Consider the following 17,322-nt stretch of genomic DNA (forward strand, 5'->3'; position numbering starts at 1 on the left):
ACCATCCCCCGCAGAGTCCTCGCGAGCCGACCCTTGCAAGAGAAGCCATTTCAAGCTAACACGCATGCGCAGAGAAAGGAAGACTGTGACACTGATTTGTTACATATTTCTGCCAACCCTCTGTTATTCCATACAACGTATAAGCATTTGCATATCCCTTCCATTTTTCCCACAGGAAAGAGCATGACTGACCATTCCAACGATTCACGCGGCTCCCGCCCATTTCGAGACGCCCGCGACGCGCGCGATTCACGCGGCCCCCGCACCCCTCGTGACGCGCGCGATTCACGCGATTCACGCGATTCACGCGGGCCACGCCCCCCCCGGGATGCCCGTGACGCACGTGGCCGTGATGACGCGCCTGTGCGCCGCCCCCTGCGCGAAACCGTTTGCGAGATTGACCGCGACATTTTGCGTCTTTTGCTGCGCCGCCATAACATTCTGGCGCGTATGCGCGGCGAAAAGTCGCATCTCGACTCCGCCGAAGAAAAATTGCTGCGTGAATCGTGGGAAGGCGCAGTGGCCCGCATCAGCCGCGACGCTCGCCTTTCGGGTCATTTTTTTTCCTTGATGCAGGAAGTGGAATTTCTGCCCCGCCCCGCAGGCGAGCGCCCCACTGAAAACGCCGAAGGCCAGGACTCTGCCGAAGGCCGCGCGGGTGAAGGCCCCGCCGCTCAGGAAGGGCCGGACAAACGCACCGCCTTTAACCTCGCTCCGCCAGCAAAGCCCGTCCGCCTGCGCATGCCAGCGCCCCTGGCCTGCCGCTCCACCCGCGCCTGGCTCATGCTGGCTGCGGCCACGGGTCAGCCCACGCGTGTGAGTCCCTGCCTCATGAACGATCCCATTGTGGACTGCGTGAAGATGCTCATCCAGATCGGCGCATCCCTTACCCGCGAGGACGACGGCGTCACGGCGCGGCCCTCCGTGCCCGTGAGCGCGCCCGACAAGGTGCTGTACGTGGGCGACAGCGCATGGAACTTCTTTTTGCTGCTGGGGCACTATCTGGGCCGCCCCTCACGCGCCAAATTTATGGGCGAAACAAGCCTGAAGCTGGCCGACCTTTCCGCAGTGCGCCATTTTCTGCCCGCCATGGGCGCGCGCCTTGTACACGTGGTGCCCAAGAGCGACGGACTGCCCGCCCGCCTGGAGTGTTCCGGCATTATCCCCGATGCGGTGGTCATGCCTGCCGATACGCCTGCAGAACTGGCCGAAGGCATACTTCTGGCCGCGCCTGGCTACGAACACAGCCTCATGATGGACTTGACGGGCCACCCCGCCCAAAAGACCATCTTTGCCCGCACCCTGCCAATCCTGCGGGCAGCAGGGGCCGACGTGAGCGTGGACAACGGCGTGGTGCGCATTCATCCGACCAAGCTGGAAATTCCCGCCTTGCCCGACCTGCCCATGGAGCCTGAACTGGCGCTCTTCTTGCTGTCCCTGCCCCTGGCCATGGGCGGTGAAACCCGCCTTGCCGGGCACTGGCCCCAGTGGCCAGCAGCCGAAGCCGGCTGGGATCTCCTGCGCGCCCTGGGCCTTGATCTGCGCCAGCAAAAAGGCGCAGAGGGCGACGAAGTGACCGCCAGTAACAAGGGCTCCCTCAACAACTTCACCCTTGCCGCCCTGCCCGAAAACCTGCCCTCGGACTGGGCCCCGCTGGCCGTTGGCCTGGCCGCCTGTGCCGCGCTGCGCGGCGCGCAGGTCAGCCTGCCCACGCTCCCGCAGGATATGGACGTGCATGAAGTGGAAAGTTTCCTTCATGCCCTTGGGCTGGAACAGAACAGTGAGGGCAGATTGTGCAAAAATGAACAATCTGGCGTCAAGGCTGGCTGGAATGCCCCCTCCCCTGTCTGGGCCATGGCCCTTGCCCTGGCGGCCTGCGCCAAGCCGCACCAGAAGCTGGGTAACCCCGGCGTCATGACGGGCCTGTACCCGGCCTTCTGGGCCCTGTACAATGCCCTGCCCGAACCGCCGCAACGCCGCGCCGCAGTCGAGGCCGCCCCGGCCGCCCCGGCCCGCCGCCGCATTATCACCTCGGTTGTGGCCGTGCCGCCGGAAATCAAGGAAGATGAAGACTTCTAGAGCATTTACACTTTTTCAAAGTTAAAATGCTCTAGTTCAGGATTTCCTGATTGCTGCTACGCGAGGGCCGCCCATCCGGGCGGCCCTCGCGCGTTTGACGCCCTACCCGCATTAGCGCAGAGTAGTTGGAGCATGCGTTTTTCGCTGGTATTTTTTAGTGTTTTGCGGGGGGTTGTGGGGGTTTGTAGCGTCTTGCGGTGTTTTGTGGGGGAGGGACCCTTTTGCAAAAGGGTCGCCTCCCCCACACCCCCACCCCCTAAAACTCTTATGGCCCCCTTTTCCGCCATGCCGCCGTTCCCCCCAGGAAAAACAATCCGAGGCACTACGACTAGCCACAGGAGAATGCCCATCATGCCCCGCAGCCTTTTACGGATCATCCTCCCGCCCCTGATGTCAGCCCTGATGATTTTTCTGCTTGCCGCCCCCACTGCGCGGGCCTGCACCCTGTGGGCCGCAGCCGGAGACGCCGTCCAGGGTGGCGGCACCATCATCGTAAAAAACAGGGACTGGACGCCGGGCGAAAGCCAGCGCATCGAGATTTTCAGGCCAGCGGGCGGGCATACCTACGTGGCGCTCATGGCCACACGCGAGGCCCAAAAAAGCACGGGAGTGCAAGTGGAGATTGATCGCCCGGTGGCGGGGGTCAATGAAAAGGGACTTACGGTCGTCAGCGCGGCGGCGAGCAGCCTGCCACGAAGGGACAGGCAGGCATCCACGGCCAACCGCAAGCTTATGGCCCAGATACTCACCCTCTGCGCCTCAGTGGATGAGGTCATGGCCCTGGATCCGTCCCGGTTTCGCGGCCCGCTGTTTTTGATGCTTGCGGACAGGGAAAAAATTGCGCTTGTTGAAATCGGGCTGGAAGGAATGGTGGTCTGGCGCACGCAGACCAACGGTGTGTTGTACCATACGAACCACTATCTTGAACCGGCCCTGCAACGCTTCAACAGAAAACTCGGCGAAAGCAGCCACGCCCGCTACGCGCGCATTGCCCATCTGCTGCAAACCAGCCCCAAACCCTACACCTTTGACAGCCTGCTGGCTTTCACCCGCGATCACGCTGACGGGCCGGACGACAGCATCATGCGCACGGGTTCTACACCCACCGCCACGCGAACCGTGGCCGTATTCGCCGTGTCCCAGCCTGCGTCTGGTGAAACCGAGGTCTATGTGCGCCTGCTTCAGGAGGGCAAACCCGAGCATGAGGAAACATACAAACTGGATTCGTTGCTGACGCCCGCCGCCAAAGGCCGGTAGCTGCGGCAGGGATGGCTATGTCGCTTTGCTGAAGGTTCCCCTTTGCGTCTTTTTTCTGGTACTTGTTCTCGATCCCACCATTTTAATTCTGTTAATTGCCATTTTCGGCATGTGAGGCGAAGCCTGCTGAAGGGCGAAAGAATGTCCACCCTTCAGCAGATCCACTACGGAAGCAACAGGGGTTTGCTGGCGGTTTCGCATTCTTGTGTTTTTTGTAGAATTACAGCACAGTAATGCTCACAATTGTGGCAAGGAAACAAGGTTGCCATAAAAGTACCGCATCAAAGCGAACTACCGCAATAAGGGGGGATTATGACGCTGGAAGGTGTGGACGCATCCGCGAGGGCCTTCATACGCGGCGCATGGCCCCTGTGCCTTATTGCCATGCTCAGCTTGCTGTTTATGCCCTTCATCTGCAACCCATACATGATCTTTTCCATCCTGTACGGCTTTGCAGGCTGCCTGATTTTTGTGCGCGGCTTCGGCCTTGCCACCTTCTGCCCCATATATGGCCTTACCCTTGCGGCCCTTCTTACTGCATTCCCAGTCGATAATGAAATAGCACAGCTACAGAGTATGCTGCACCTTGAGCATATGGACCGTAACTACCTAGAAGAACTCGTAACAGCCTTCAAGTCGGCGCTGATGGCCCTGCCCTTTTCCCTGTTTTTTTTCGACCGCATGGGCGGCTATGTCGCTTTGCTGAAGATTCCCCTCTGCGTCTTTTTTCTGGTACTTGTCCTCGATCCCACCATTTTAATTTTGTTAATCGCCATTTTCGGCATGTGAGGCGAAGCCTGCTGAAGGGCGAAAGAATGTCCACCCTTCAGCAGATCAGCTACGGAAGCACCAGGGGCTTATCAGCGGTTTCGTATCGTTGTACTTTTTGCAGAATTTCAGCGAAATAATGCTGGCAGTTATATTTTCTTGCATCGTATCGTTGTATCTCGAAGTCCATATCCTGATATGCTTCTGTCAATTGCCTGTCCCACTTGCCATCAAGATCTTGTTTGGCACGATCAACATATTCTTTTCTGTATTTGGGCGCTTCGACTTCATAGGTGAAAAGCGTTTTCATGTCTTCCACAAGCAAGCCTTCGCCATAGGACAAACCGAAATTGCTTCCATCACTGCCCACAAACTGCATATGCTCGTAATGTTGCTGATTATTCCAGGATAGCTCTTTTCCATATTTTTTCTTACCCCACCACCACAAATCCAACGGTCTGACCCCCATCTGATAATAGGGAACCTCCGCTTCGGGGTTTAAGCGAAAGGGCTTCAGGTCATGCGTTTTCGCGGCATGCCGCGCCACCACGTCGGACACGCTTTCAGCGTACATGCGCTCTTGCAGCGGCGCGTCCGGCGACACGGGCAAGGGCTGTGTCAGCGGGTCTTTTTTCGGCCCGTACATTCTGTCCGCCAGCGACTGCTGCGTCCGTTCGTTCCCCTGGCCCACCACAGGCGTACCGTGTCTGGCCCCGAATGGATGGCTGATGCCCAGATGTCCATTGCTTTTGCCGGTAGTTGCCATATGCCCTCCTGTTTGCGCAGCTATGAAACTGCGTAGTTTGAGGAGAGCATAGCGCGGGCGAGGATTTCTGTAAGACTGAACTGGTTCAGTCATGCCCAACGCCCGGCTGGCGCGGGTTTTATAAAATCAGAGGGGCCAACTGGTGTAAAAATGAAAAAACAAATCCTGCAAAATAGCTGTGTTATAAATATTTTTACCTGTGTAAAAAGCAAAAAAAACATTTTATTCAAGGCTATTACTGCAAAATAACACCTCCCGGGCATGCCGTACAAATGCAGCAAGCCCGGCATGTCTTTGAACATGCCGGGCTTGTAAATCAACAGCCGTAACGAAGGCGCGCTATTTTTTGGGCGCAACCTTTTTTTGCCATATGGCAAAATGGGCCAGAGCCATACCGCCGTGGCCAACCAGATACAGGGCCAGGGACCAGGCAAAAAACTTGTGCACGCTGTAGGCCGTCAGCAATGAGCGGTGGTTGCTCCAGTTGTCAAACCACCACAGGCCGGACGCAACCGTCAGCAGCAAGGCGCACATGCCAAGCCCCTGCACACAGGCGGGCAGGCCCTTGGGCCGGGGGCCGACAACCTTGAACTGCGCCGCCGCGCGCAGGTCCTTGATCAGCTGGTCGTTATCGCCCCAGAGATAGGGAAAGAAATTGCGCAGGCCGCGCTTTTTGACGCTGAGAACCACAAGGGTCACGCCGAAAACGCACAGGAACATGCCCAGGATGATATGTATCCAGACTAAGGGCGAGAGGCCGGATGGCAGTACAACCATGCCGAAGCTGAGCAAGATTTGCAGTAATACCAGCGTTATGACGCTGGCATGAATACAGCGCAGCAAGGGTGGCTGAAAAAAGCCCAAAAATTTCCACAGCAATGCGCCCTGGGCCAGAACTTTTTCTTTCACGGTCATGCAGTCGCTCCTGAATTCCGGGCCCGGATTCATGCCGCTGCCAGCCCGTTGTTTCCAATCGCGGCATGACTAGCGTGTCGCAAGAAAATCCGGGCCAGATTAGTAAAAGGCAATCCTCCATTATGACGCCATGAAAACACGCTCCCGGCGGAATTTTCACCCCGCCGGGGGCAATATTCATTTTCAGGAACACCCAGAACGCGCCGCGAGGCTGCCCCGGGGTCGGGACAGCCTCGCGTAAAGCGGCGCTAATGGCTGCACGAGCAGTGCAGCATGTGTTCCATCTTTTCTTTCTTGGTGCGCAGGTAGTATTCGTTTTCGGGGCAGGCTTCCATTTCGATGGGCACACGCTCGACAATTTCGATGCCGTAGCCTGAAAGGCCCACGATCTTCTTGGGATTGTTGGTCAAAAGCCGTATTTTGTGGATGCCGAGATCAACGAGTATCTGCGCGCCGGTACCATAGTCGCGCAAGTCCGGGGGAAAGCCCAGCTTGCGGTTGGCCTCCACCGTGTCATAGCCCTGATCCTGCAAGGCGTAGGCGCGAATCTTGTTGGCAAGGCCGATGCCGCGCCCTTCCTGACGCATGTACAGCAGCGCGCCGCGCCCTTCTTTTTCAATCTGGCGCAGGGCCGCGCCAAGCTGGCCGCCGCAGTCGCAGCGCAGGGAGCCCAGGGCGTCGCCCGTGAGGCACTCGCTGTGCACGCGCGTGAGCACGGATTCCGGCCCGCTGAGGTCGCCCTTGACCAGGGCCAGATGCGTGCCCTGATCGGTTTCGCTCTCATAGGCGTAGACGGTGAAATCGCCGAATCTGGTGGGCAGGTGGGCCTTGTCCACACTGCGCACAGAGACCTGGCCGCGATTCAGGCGGTGACGGATGATATCCTTGACAGCCGCTATCTTGAGGCCGTGTTCTTCGGCAAAGACTTCCAGATCGGGCATGCGCGCCATGGTGCCGTCATCGCGCATGATCTCGCAGATGACCGAGGCAGGCTTGAGCCCTGCCAGCTTTGAAAGATCCACGCCGCCTTCGGTCTGCCCGGCGCGTGAAAGCACCCCGCCCGCCTTGGCGCGCAGGGGAAAAACGTGCCCCGGCGTCACGAGGTCTTCGGGGCGCACGTTGTCGGCCACTGCCGCCAGAATGGTCGTGGCGCGGTCAGCGGCGGAAATGCCGGTGGTGACGCCCTCGCGGGCTTCGATGGATATGGTGAAATTGGTGCCGAAGCGTGAACCGTTGCGCTGCGTCATAAGGGGCAGGTCAAGGCGGTCGATAAGTTCCGGAGCCATAGGCAGGCAGATCAGTCCCCGCCCGTACTTGGCCATGAAGTTGATGGCCTCCGGAGTGACAAATTCGGCGGCCATGGTCAGGTCGCCTTCATTTTCCCTACCCTCGTCGTCCACAAGAATGACCATCTTGCCCTGCCTGATATCGGCAACGGCTTCCTCAATGCTGCACAGTGGCATGATGCTTCCTTCGTTTGGCCCTCATACGGGCTGTGAATATATAATTGGGGAAGCACTGATTAAAGAGCCTCCTGGAAACGCGCAGTTATTTCGTTTGGCAAGGCGCGAGCTTTTTTTGAAGCAGGAGTGGACTCTTCTGTCCTCGACTGTTTCAAAAAAAGCGAAGCAACGCCGCCAAACGGAATAAATCAGCGTTTCCTTAAATAACTATGGCTGGCTCGCCTTTCTGTCAACCGCGCGGGCTGCTCAAACCTCGTCAGCGGCAGTGGGCCTCAGGCCGACTTCGACCAGCAGGTCGCGCAAGGCACGCCCCAGAAGAAAGGGCAAAATGGCCTCGGGCACGCCCGCGCGTTCCACGCACAACTGGCGGAACGCGGCCTCGGTGCGCACGGCCTCGCCCAGGTGGGCAAGCACCGCCTGGCGTTCTTCTGTGTCCATCACGCCAGCGTCGTGAACCTGTACGCCCTGCGGGGCAAAGCCCAGCCTGGCGGCGGTTTCCAGCACAGGGGCTGCGGGGCTCTGCTCTTCATGCGCGGCCATAAGATCTGGCAAAAGCGCGCGGGTGCCTGCGTCCAGAGAGGGAAAACCGGGCAGATGCGCCTCGTCGGACAGAATCCTGAAGGCTTCGGCCCTGTCCATCAGAGGCGTGCCGGACAAAAGGTCTACCAGAGGGGACGTGTCCATGCAGAACAGCGCGGAGCACTGCACCGGCCGCTGGGCATAGATGGCGCAGCCAGAGCCGTCGCGGTAATAGCGGCAACGCCAGGGATGCGCCTGCCCGCCAAGACCGGCCACCTTGATATGCTCCTGTTCCAGAGGCCGCAGGCCGCCACGCACGTCATCGCGCGCCCACTCCCCCTTTCTCAGGCAGACCAGGCTGTCCAGGGTCAGAGCGCCGTTCACCAGCCGCGAGGCGTCGTCCACCATGAGGGTGGGGCCGCCGCGCAGACAGCACATGCCGCAGCGGCGGCAAACGGGGGCCTCAAGGGGCGAAGACATATCCTGTGAAATCATGAAGCCTCCGAAACCGGCATGCCCGCCGGGCTCGAAACCCTGGCACATGCCGGTGACTAAATCAGATTAACTTTGAAATGCTTCACATTTCCAAGTTTTCATTCAGCCGAAAAATACGCGCCTGGGCAGAACCCGCGCTACTTGTGGCGCACTGTGCACCTCGCGGGCAGGCCTTCGCGGCTACATGCGTCAGCCATATGCGTCAGCCATATGCGCCAGCCATATGCGTCAGCCACATGCGTCAGCCACATGCGTCAGTCGCGAATCGTCAAAACGACGTGCCGTACAGCTATAGATACACGTATGCGTGCTTTGCGCCAACAGCGTAGAGCCCTCAGCCCGGGATTGTGTGGTAACCCACCGACAGAACAGGCTTTATGAAGAACGCCAGACACGACCTATGCCCCAGTTCCGGCCATGTGCCAAACCCAGCCTATGCGCAGTTCCGGCCATGTGCCAGACCCGACTTATGCGCAGACCCGGCCTATGCGGCAGTGCCGCCCGCCTCTGCTCTGGCAGCGGCATTCGCCCCAGTCTCGCCAGTCTCGACAGTCGGCGCGTCCTTATGGAACCGTCCGCCCCAGCGTTTGCCCAGAGCGCGCGAGAGCTTTTCCATATAGTAATAGTAAACGGGCGTAATGTAGAGCGTCACTATCTGCGAAAAACACAGCCCCCCCACCACGGCCATGCCAAGAGGCCGCCGGGCCTCGGCCCCCGCTCCCACGCCGATGGCAATGGGCAGAGCGCCCATCAGCGCCGCCACCGTGGTCATCATGATGGGCCTGAAACGCACATGACAGCCCTGCCTGATGGCCTCCAGCGGTTCCAGGGCCGGGTTATGGCGCTGCGCCTCAAGGGCGAAGTCCAGCATCATGATGGCGTTCTTCTTCACGATGCCAAGCAGCATGATCACGCCCACAAAGCCATAGAGGTTCAGGTCCATGCCGAACAGCCAGAGCGTGCCAAGCGCGCCGAAGCCCGCCGAGGGCAGGCCGGAAAGGATGGTCAGGGGATGGATGAAACTTTCGTACAAAATGCCCAGCACCAGATAGATGACCACGATGGCCAGCACCAGCAGCCAGCCCATGCCCGTGAGCGAACTTTGAAAAGCCTGGGCCGTGCCCTGGGATTCGGCGGTCACGGTGTCTGGCAGCAGCGGCTGCGCGGCGGCCTCCACGGCGGCAACGCCCTGCCCCAGCGACACGCCGGGGCGCAGGTTGTACGAAATGGTCACAGAGGGGAACTGGCCGTTGTGGTTCACGGCAATGGGCCCCACCCCAGGCTCCATTTTGACCAGGGTGTCCAGGGGCACAAGGTTGCCGTTGGCGGCGCGCACATAGAGGCGCGACAGGGCCGAACTGTCCTGCTGAAATTTTTTCTGCAATTCCACAAAAACCGTGTAGTCGTTGGTGGGCGCGTAGATGGTGGATATTTCACGCGAGCCGTAGGCAGACTGGAGCGCCAGGTCTATCTGGTGCGGGCTGACGCCCAGGGCCCCCGCGCGGTTACGATCAATGGAAACGCGCAGTTCGGGGTTTTTCAGTTGCAGGTCGCTGTTCACGTCCTGTATTTGCGGCAGGGCGCGCAGGGCAATCTCTATCTTCTGGGCGCTGTCATAGAGGTCTTCCATGTCCGGGCCAGAAAGCGTGTACTGATACAGCGCCTTGGACGAGCGCCCGCCCAGGTTGATGGCCGGGGGCACCCGCACAAAGACCCGCATGGAGGGCGAGATATTGAGTTCGCGCCGCAGCTGCTCCGCCACCTGATCGATGCCGGGCCGCTGTGCGTGGGGTTTGAGCGGCATGAGCAAAATGCCGTTGTTCATGCTGGGGCTGCCGCCCACAATGCCCACAATGGAGTTGTACATGGACAGATGGGGATTTTTTTCCAGCAGGGGGTCAAGGCTGCGCTGCGCGCTGACCATGCCCTCGTAGGATACGCCCTGCTCCGCCTCGGTGCTGGCCACCAGCATGCCCATATCTTCCACGGGCAGAAAGCCCTTGGGCATGGCCATGCCGATCCAGACCGTGAGCGCCAGCAAAATCAGCGAGGCCATCAGCGTTTTCAGACGGTGGTGCAGCACAACGTCCAGCGAGCGGGCATACAGAGCGTTGAGGCGGTCAAAGCCGCGCTCAAGCCAGCCGTACAGGCCCTGCCCCGCGCTGCGGCCAGCCTTGTGCGCCCCTTGCGCCTTGAGAAAGTAGGCGCAGAGCATGGGCGTCAGGGTAAGCGACACCACGCCCGAAGCCAGAATGGCCGCGATGATGACCACGGCGAATTCCCTGAACAAACGCCCCACAATGCCGCCCATAAAGAGCACGGGGATGAAGACCGCGGCCAGGGAAACCGTCATGGACACGATGGTGAAGCCGATTTCCGCCGAACCGTCGTAGGCTGCGGTGAGCGGATCCTTGCCCATCTCCTGGTGGCGCACGATGTTTTCGAGCATGACGATGGCGTCGTCCACCACAAAGCCCACGGCCAGGGTGAGCGCCATGAGCGAGAGGTTGTCCAGGCTGTAGCCAAGCACCGCCATGACCGCAAAGGTGGATATGACCGACATGGGCAGGGCAAGACTGGGAATGACCGTGGCGGGCAGGTTGCGCAGAAAAACAAAGATGACGAGCACAACCAGAAAAACGGTGAGCACCAGCGTAAACTTAACATCTGCCACGGAATGGCGGATGGATTCCGAACGGTCGTAAAAAATCTCCAGCGATACGGAAGGCGGCAACTGGCGCTCCAGCCCCGGCATCAACGCGCGGATGGCGTCCACCACCTGCACGGTGTTTGTGCCGGGCTGGCGTTCCACGGCCAGGGTAATGCCCGGCGCGCCGCCGTTGCCCCAGGTGATCTGCTTGTCCTGCTTGACGCTGTCCACCACCTGCCCGATGTCGCTCAGACGCACGGGCGCGCCGTTGCGGTAGGCCACCACCGTATCCTGAAAGGCGCGGGCGTTGAGCAACTGCCCGGAGGACTTGATGGCGCTGGCCCTCTGCTCGCCCTCCAGCGCGCCCGTGGGCAGCATGCTGTTGGCGGCGGCCACGGCGTCGGCCACTTCGTCAATGCCAAGCCCGCGCGAGGCCATCTCGTCCGGATCAAGCTGCACGCGCACGGCGTACTTTTTCTGCCCGTAGACCACCACCTGGGCCACGCCTTCCACCATGGAGAGCCTTTGCCCTATGAGGGTATCGGCGTATTCGTTGAGGGCGTACAGAGGCAGGGTTGAAGACGAAACCCGCAGGTACAGTATGGGCATGTCCGCCGGGTTGACCTTGCGAAAGCTGGGGGGCGTGGTCATGCTGGTGGGCATGCGCCGCTGGGCGAGGCCTATGGCCGACTGCACGTCCAGTGCCGCCGCGTCGATATTGCGGTCAAGGGCAAACTGTATGGTAACGCGGGTGCGGCCCGTGGAGTTGACCGAAGAAATGGAATCAATGCCCGCAATGGTGAAAAATTCCTTTTCCAGCGGAGTGGCCACGGACGCCGCCATGGTTTCCGGGTCAGCTCCTGCCAGGTCTGCCATGACCTGAATGGTAGGAAAATCCACATTGGGCAGATGGTTGACGGGCAAATTTTTGTAGCCCGTCATGCCGAAGAAAAGCATGCCGAGCATAAGCAGCACCGTGGCTACGGGGCGGCGAATGAATATGGCGGCGATATTCATAATTTTTCCTACGTCAACTGAGCAGCTGGCGCAAGAGCAAAAACAGCCCAAGTCCGCAGCACAGACCGCCAATGAGCTTGCGCAGCACTTCCGTGGGAATGCGTTTTGTCACGGCTATGCCCGCAAAGAGTCCTATGAAGGCCATAAGGCAGATATACGGCAGCATGGTAAAGTCCACATGGCCGTCGGCCACGTTGCCAATGGTGCCAAAAAGGGCCGTGGTCACCTGATAGGGCATGGCAAGTCCCACCGCCGTCATGGGCGAGACCCCGGCGATGATCATCCAGGGGATGGACACCACTGGCCCGCCAGCGCCTGTGAGGCCAGCCAGCAGTGCCGTTATGGCTCCGATGCAGAAAAAGCCCTTGCCGCTCTGCCAGAAAGCGCTGCCTCTTCCCGGCTTGGGGGGCCGCAGGGCGCACAGCCCGGCAAACATGACGATGCAGGCCAGCATGACCACCAGTGGGGCAGCGGGCATCAGGGTGTTAACCAAGGCTCCGGGCCAGGCTGCCAGGCTGCCCGCCATGTAGGGCAGGGCCTTGTACCAGTTGATATGCCCCAGGCGGCGGTACATGACCGTACCCACTGCAGCCACGGGCAAAAATGAAGCCAGGGCCGTGCCTATGGCCATGTGGGTTTCCTGTCCGCTGAACAGGATTAGAGCAGGAGGAATAAGTATGCCCCCGACCCCGGTTATACCCACCAGAAAGCCCACCAGCAACGACACCAGAGACAGAACGATTATAACCATGCACAGAGCCTCAGAAAATAAAAAAACACACAAGGGCCAGGGCCCACAAGGCCAGACCGCCGTAAAGAGCACTTTGCCGCAGGAGGTCACACAAGATCAGCAGGCGGGGGGCGTCCCACACGGCGGAAGACGCGCCGGGCAGCCCCTTGTCCGGGGGCGGCCCGAGCCACGGTTTGTCAACCAGTTCACCGAAATAGACTGAAGGCCCGGCCATACGCGCTCCGCACAGCCAGGCGCAGGCCGTCATGGGCCAACCCGAATTGGGGCTGGGCATGCCCGAAGCCTGACGGGCCACCACGGCCAGACCGGGCCAGCGACCGGGCCAGCCGCCGGGGAAGTATCTGAACCGCGGGCCATCACCGCCACAGCCGCCGTCACGGGCAGCATCACAGCCACCCTCACGGGCACCATCACAGCCGCCATCGCGGGCAGCATCACAGCCGCCATCACCGCCACAGCCACCCTCACGGGCAGCATCACGGCCACCATCACGGGCACGGCCACCGTCACGGGCAGCATCACGGCTACCATCGCAGCACACCGCTTCAAGCCTTTGCCGCAGCAAAAAAAGAGCGTGAACCAGCGCCGCGCTCAAGGCAGCCAGACGCGCGGGTACAAAGGCCAGCCCATCGTCGGCCCGCGCTCCGGCCCAGCCGAGCCAGCGCCACTTTTCCGTCTTATAGCCCCACATGGAATCCGTGGTGCTCACGGCCTTGTAGCACCAGAGGGCCACCGGCCCGCCCACCAGCAGCCAGAAAAACGGCGCGGTAAAGGCATCCGTGAGATTTTCGGAAAGCGTGTCGGCCAGGGTCTTGCGCATGAGGGGGCGATCCATGGCGCTGGTGTCGCGGCTTACCAGCCATGACAGCGCTTCACGGGCCTCGGCTTCCGGGGCCTGCTCCACCCTTTCCAGCACAAGCTCGCCCGTTTGCAGCAGGCTGCCCATGGCAAGTCCGGCCCAGGCCAGATAGACGGCCGCCAGCAGGCCCACCAGGGGCAAAGACACAACTGCCCAGACGGCGAATCCCGAGCAGGCGACCAGAGCCAGCAGGGCCAGCGCTCCTGACAGTCTGCCCCGGCACCGCTCGTGCGTGGCCCCTGCCGCCAGCATAAAGCGCCGCGCGGGGCGCTCCAGCCAGTCGAGCGCCTTGCCCACAAGGCAGACAGGATGCCGCCAGGGCAAGGCGGGATCGCCGAACCATAAATCCAGAACAAGGGCCACAGGGGCCAGCCACCAGCACTCCCACACGGACCAGGGGAAAACAAGGGCCAGCCCGTGGGTCAGACTCACGTCCAGGTCTCCATAAGATTGGCTCTGGCCAGAGCCGCGTACAGCACAATGCCCGCCGATGTGGACAGGTTGATGCTGCGCACGCGCCCTTCCAGCATAGGAATACGCACGCGGTGTGGCGACAGGGCCAGAATATCCTGCGGCAGCCCGCGTGTTTCAGGCCCGAAAACCAGAAAATCGTCAGGCTCGAAGGCAAAATGGTGCACAGCCGCGCTCTTTTCAGAAGCCTTGGCCGAGGTGAACACCAGCCGCCCGCCCGCGCCGCCCGCGCCGGATGTTTCCACAAAGGCCCGCCAGTGGGGCCAGACGTTCAGGCGCACATTGGGCCAGTAGTCCAGGCCCGCGCGCTTGAGGTAGCGGTCTTCAAGCTTGAAACCCAGGGGTTCAATCAGGTTGAGCGTCACGCCGGTGGCGGCGCAGAGCCGGGCGACATTGCCCGTATTGGGGGGAATTTCCGGCTCATAAAGAACTATCTGCATTGTACTCGCACTCGCGCGCCCGCAGGGCATGGCCCACGGACAAATTTTGTTGGAGGGCGATAGTATGGCGTATGTGGATGCTTTTCAAGGGGCGACTGCCCGTAGCGGCTGCGACGGTTGCAGAAGGATTAGGCTGTAACTGACATGCTCCACCCCTGCCGCAAGCCTGCCCCAAGCCCTTGGCGCAAGCCCGCCGCCAGAGCCTGACAACATAAAAGTTTTAGGGGGTGGGGGCGTGGGGGAGGAGACCCTTTTTCAAAAGGGTCCCTCCCCCACAAAGCGTTTCAAACTTCAAATCTCAACGTTCGACGCAGAAATACCTGGAAAGGCGCTCGTGACGGCACTGTCTAGTCAGCCACGAGCCCCGCCAGACCAGGCACAGCCTGACACACGACGCGCATGTCCCTGCTGCCGAAGCCGTTGTCGTCCAGCGTGGCAAAGCTCTCGGCCTCGGTGATTTCCACGGCGGCCCCTTCCGCACCGGCCTGCTCCAGCCTCTGGAGCAAAAGCTCCCTGGCCCGCTCGCCAAGGGCGTCAAGGCTGCATCCCTTACGGATGTTTTCCGTCAGATCCAGCGCAGGGGCGCGCAAAAGGCCGGAGCCCGTGTCGGCGTAGACTTCAACGGCGTCGGTGGGCAGGGTAAGGGCCGCGCCCACGGCATTGGCCACAGCCGTATGGGGCGGGCAATCCACGGGCAGCCCAAGGGCGGCGGTCAGATGCGCCTTCATGCAGGCCGCCGGGCCGCCCACCAGCCATGCGCGCGCAGGACGCGCCTCCTGCAAGGCCCGCAGGCCCGCCAGCGTATAGATGGGGCGGGCGTTGACGGCCTCCGTCAGAGCATCGGCGGCGCGGCGGATCTGATTAAGGGCATTGTCCACAGCCTTGCGGGCCAGAACACGAGGATCAAGGCCGCACTGTTGCGCCAGCGCCTCCATGCCGCACAGGGAGGCGGCCACGTTTCCGGCCAGTTCGCCCGCCATATCCTCCAGCATATTAGGGGCCAGCACATAACTCGGCTCGTGAACGGCATATCTGGCCTGAGCCTCCCCCATTGACGAGCCTGTTCCGGCCTCGTGCGCCTGCGGGATGCTGTGCAGGGTATTGAGCGCGTCCAGCAGGGTCGGACTCGTGCCGCCAAAAGCCATGGCCGGCCCCTGACGCAGCGGCCCCACCCGTACCGAGGCTCCGGCCCCGTGACCATCAACAGACACAAGGGAGTCGCCGCCCACGCCGATGGAAACCGAAGCAAGGGCGCGCACCAGGGTTCGCCGCCCCTGAAGGGTCATGCCCTCCCTGTCCACCACGGGGGAGCCGTCCACAGCCAGGGCCATGTCTGTGGTGGTGCCGCCTATATCCAGCAGCAGGGCGCAGCCCTGACGGGCAGCCGGGCACAGGGCCAGCACGCCCATAACGCTGGCGGCCGGGCCGGAAAGAACCGACTGCACCGGTTCACGCCGCGAAAGGCTCAGGGGCACGGCCCCGCCGTCAGCCTTGAGCAGGCGCACGGCGGCGCGAACTCCGGACTCTGCCAGTGCGCTCTCCACAGCGTCCAGAAAGTTGGAGTGCAGGCGCTGCACGGCTGCGTTAAAGTAGGCTGTGGCGATGCGGCGGGGAAAATTGAGCCGCCCCGAAAGCTTGTGCCCCAGGGTGATGCAAAAGGATGCGCCAGGCTTTACATCTGGCGCTATAGCTGGCCCTTCCGCTGGCGCGGCAGTGGACGCGACACTTGGCCCGGCAGTGGGGCTGTTTGTGGCTGACGCGGCGCTCCCACGGCTCAGGGCCCGCGCCATGTGCTGCTCGTGGGCGGGATTGCGCGGCGAGAATTTGCCCACGCAGGCCACGGCGGCAATGCCTTCCGCACGCCAGCGGGCAGCCTGGACTTCAAGACCGCCGACATCGAGCGGGCTGACCTCCGTGCCTCTGTGATCCAACCCGCCGGGGACAACAAACACATGCCGCCCCATGGCAAAACGCCGGGGATCAAGCCCCGGCCCGGCGGAAAGGGCAAGGGCCACGGCATCGGCCTTGTCCTGCACAAGCGCGTTGACCGCCAGCGTGGCCCCCAGGGTGACGCGGCTGACGCGGCCCAAAAGGCTTGCCCCACCAAGGGCGCGGGCGGCGGCATCGTCGTCCAGGGCGCGGGCCAGGGCGTGCAGCACCTCGCGTACCGAAGCGGGCAGATCATCGTGCTTTGTGCGCGTTTTGGCCGCAGCCAGCAGGCGCACGCTCGGCAGCGCCGCCGGGGCAGTTGGCGTCCGCTCCGAAAATGATGTCGAGGGGCCTTCAGACACGTCCTCATCCTGCACAAGAAGAACCGCGTCGGTGTTGGTTCCTCCGGCATCTATGCCCAGCAAAAAAATCTGCCCTGCGGGCGCGTTTGCGCCATGCTTCTGCTTCATTTCATGTCGCCCCTTTAGTGCCAAAAGGCCGGAGCCAGCATACGACATGCCTTGCCGCAGGGCCAGAGCTTTCCCCTGTGCCCCTGCGGACGGTTTTATGGAAACGCTGATGTATTCCGTTTGGCGGTTTTGCTTTACTTTTTTTGATACAGTCGAGGACGGAAGAGTCCATTCCTGCTTCAAACAAAGAGCGCGCCTTGCCAAACGAAGTAACTGCGCGTTTCCAGGAGGTGCTTTAATCAGTGCTTCCTTACCGCCTCTGATCCCCTGGCCTACTGCTTGCCATACGCGGCGCTTTACAGTAAATTTTTGCTCTTGCGGCCTCAGGCAGCCACGTGCGCCGCCAATGGGACCGCCCTACAAAGAGGCTTGCGGAGGACAGCATGCAAAAGATGAAGTACATCTGGGTTGATGGCAAAATGGTTCCCTGGGATCAGGCTCAGGTTCACGTGCTCACCCACGCCCTGCACTAT

Annotated in this window: 12 protein-coding genes; 3 read left to right on the plus strand and 9 right to left on the minus strand. The window is 61.2% G+C overall.

The annotated features are described in order from the left end of the window. Nucleotides 1-183 precede the first annotated feature (183 nt). From RBR41_RS12030 to RBR41_RS12040, 3 genes are all read left to right on the plus strand, one after another. A complete protein-coding gene (locus RBR41_RS12030) occupies nucleotides 184-2,079 on the plus strand; it encodes a 3-phosphoshikimate 1-carboxyvinyltransferase (protein ID WP_320352861.1) in 1,896 nt (631 codons plus the stop codon). Between the two features lie 351 nt (nucleotides 2,080-2,430). Further along, on the plus strand, nucleotides 2,431-3,336 hold the full coding sequence (locus tag RBR41_RS12035) for a C45 family autoproteolytic acyltransferase/hydolase (protein ID WP_320352862.1): 906 nt from the start codon (nucleotides 2,431-2,433) through the stop codon (nucleotides 3,334-3,336). 312 nt (nucleotides 3,337-3,648) lie between these two features. Beyond that, entirely contained in the window at nucleotides 3,649-4,125 is a 477-nt protein-coding gene (locus RBR41_RS12040; RefSeq protein WP_320352863.1) for a hypothetical protein, read from the plus strand. Between the two features lie 49 nt (nucleotides 4,126-4,174). Here RBR41_RS12040 and RBR41_RS12045 read toward each other — a convergent pair whose 3' ends face one another. From RBR41_RS12045 to RBR41_RS12085, 9 genes are all read right to left on the minus strand, one after another. Further along, nucleotides 4,175-4,870 (minus strand): hypothetical protein, encoded by a 696-nt coding sequence (locus tag RBR41_RS12045; RefSeq protein ID WP_320352864.1) that lies wholly within the window; start codon nucleotides 4,868-4,870, stop codon nucleotides 4,175-4,177. A 339-nt stretch (nucleotides 4,871-5,209) separates the two neighbouring features. Further along, on the minus strand, nucleotides 5,210-5,785 hold the full coding sequence (locus RBR41_RS12050) for a cytochrome b/b6 domain-containing protein (protein ID WP_320352865.1): 576 nt from the start codon (nucleotides 5,783-5,785) through the stop codon (nucleotides 5,210-5,212). A gap of 248 nt (nucleotides 5,786-6,033) precedes the next feature. Further along, nucleotides 6,034-7,248 (minus strand): bifunctional 3,4-dihydroxy-2-butanone-4-phosphate synthase/GTP cyclohydrolase II, encoded by a 1,215-nt coding sequence (locus RBR41_RS12055; RefSeq protein WP_320352866.1) that lies wholly within the window; start codon nucleotides 7,246-7,248, stop codon nucleotides 6,034-6,036. A gap of 246 nt (nucleotides 7,249-7,494) precedes the next feature. Next, nucleotides 7,495-8,262 carry a YkgJ family cysteine cluster protein gene (locus RBR41_RS12060; RefSeq protein WP_320352867.1) on the minus strand — a complete coding sequence of 256 codons (768 nt, stop codon included), beginning with the start codon at nucleotides 8,260-8,262 and terminating at the stop codon, nucleotides 7,495-7,497. A gap of 484 nt (nucleotides 8,263-8,746) precedes the next feature. Continuing rightward, on the minus strand, nucleotides 8,747-11,929 hold the full coding sequence (locus RBR41_RS12065) for an efflux RND transporter permease subunit (RefSeq protein ID WP_320352868.1): 3,183 nt from the start codon (nucleotides 11,927-11,929) through the stop codon (nucleotides 8,747-8,749). Between the two features lie 13 nt (nucleotides 11,930-11,942). Further along, on the minus strand, nucleotides 11,943-12,680 hold the full coding sequence (locus tag RBR41_RS12070; RefSeq protein WP_320352869.1) for a sulfite exporter TauE/SafE family protein: 738 nt from the start codon (nucleotides 12,678-12,680) through the stop codon (nucleotides 11,943-11,945). Nucleotides 12,681-12,690: 10 nt separating this feature from the next. Further along, the gene (locus RBR41_RS12075; RefSeq protein WP_320352870.1) at nucleotides 12,691-13,971 is read right to left on the minus strand and encodes a CobD/CbiB family cobalamin biosynthesis protein; all 1,281 of its coding nucleotides are present in this window, start codon (nucleotides 13,969-13,971) and stop codon (nucleotides 12,691-12,693) included. Continuing rightward, a complete protein-coding gene (locus RBR41_RS12080) occupies nucleotides 13,968-14,450 on the minus strand; it encodes a tRNA (cytidine(34)-2'-O)-methyltransferase (RefSeq protein WP_320352871.1) in 483 nt (160 codons plus the stop codon). Before RBR41_RS12080 ends, RBR41_RS12075 begins: the two co-directional genes overlap by 4 nt. A 347-nt stretch (nucleotides 14,451-14,797) precedes the next feature. Beyond that, nucleotides 14,798-16,849: a hydantoinase/oxoprolinase family protein gene (locus tag RBR41_RS12085; RefSeq protein WP_320352872.1), complete on the minus strand. Its 2,052-nt coding sequence runs from the start codon at nucleotides 16,847-16,849 to the stop codon at nucleotides 14,798-14,800. Nucleotides 16,850-17,322 lie beyond the last annotated feature (473 nt).

Origin of the sequence: Desulfovibrio sp. (assembly GCF_034006445.1) — a bacterium.
Lineage (GTDB): Bacteria > Desulfobacterota > Desulfovibrionia > Desulfovibrionales > Desulfovibrionaceae > Desulfovibrio.

Coding starts and splice junctions, on each gene's coding strand:
- RBR41_RS12070 (WP_320352869.1), bottom strand. CDS start 12,680: ATGGTTATAATCGTTCTGTCTCTGGTGTCGTTGCTGGTGGGCTTTCTG.
- RBR41_RS12055 (WP_320352866.1), bottom strand. CDS start 7,248: ATGCCACTGTGCAGCATTGAGGAAGCCGTTGCCGATATCAGGCAGGGC.
- RBR41_RS12060 (WP_320352867.1), bottom strand. CDS start 8,262: ATGATTTCACAGGATATGTCTTCGCCCCTTGAGGCCCCCGTTTGCCGC.
- RBR41_RS12085 (WP_320352872.1), bottom strand. CDS start 16,849: ATGAAGCAGAAGCATGGCGCAAACGCGCCCGCAGGGCAGATTTTTTTG.
- RBR41_RS12030 (WP_320352861.1), top strand. CDS start 184: ATGACTGACCATTCCAACGATTCACGCGGCTCCCGCCCATTTCGAGAC.
- RBR41_RS12050 (WP_320352865.1), bottom strand. CDS start 5,785: ATGACCGTGAAAGAAAAAGTTCTGGCCCAGGGCGCATTGCTGTGGAAA.
- RBR41_RS12035 (WP_320352862.1), top strand. CDS start 2,431: ATGCCCCGCAGCCTTTTACGGATCATCCTCCCGCCCCTGATGTCAGCC.
- RBR41_RS12080 (WP_320352871.1), bottom strand. CDS start 14,450: ATGCAGATAGTTCTTTATGAGCCGGAAATTCCCCCCAATACGGGCAAT.
- RBR41_RS12040 (WP_320352863.1), top strand. CDS start 3,649: ATGACGCTGGAAGGTGTGGACGCATCCGCGAGGGCCTTCATACGCGGC.
- RBR41_RS12065 (WP_320352868.1), bottom strand. CDS start 11,929: ATGAATATCGCCGCCATATTCATTCGCCGCCCCGTAGCCACGGTGCTG.
- RBR41_RS12045 (WP_320352864.1), bottom strand. CDS start 4,870: ATGGCAACTACCGGCAAAAGCAATGGACATCTGGGCATCAGCCATCCA.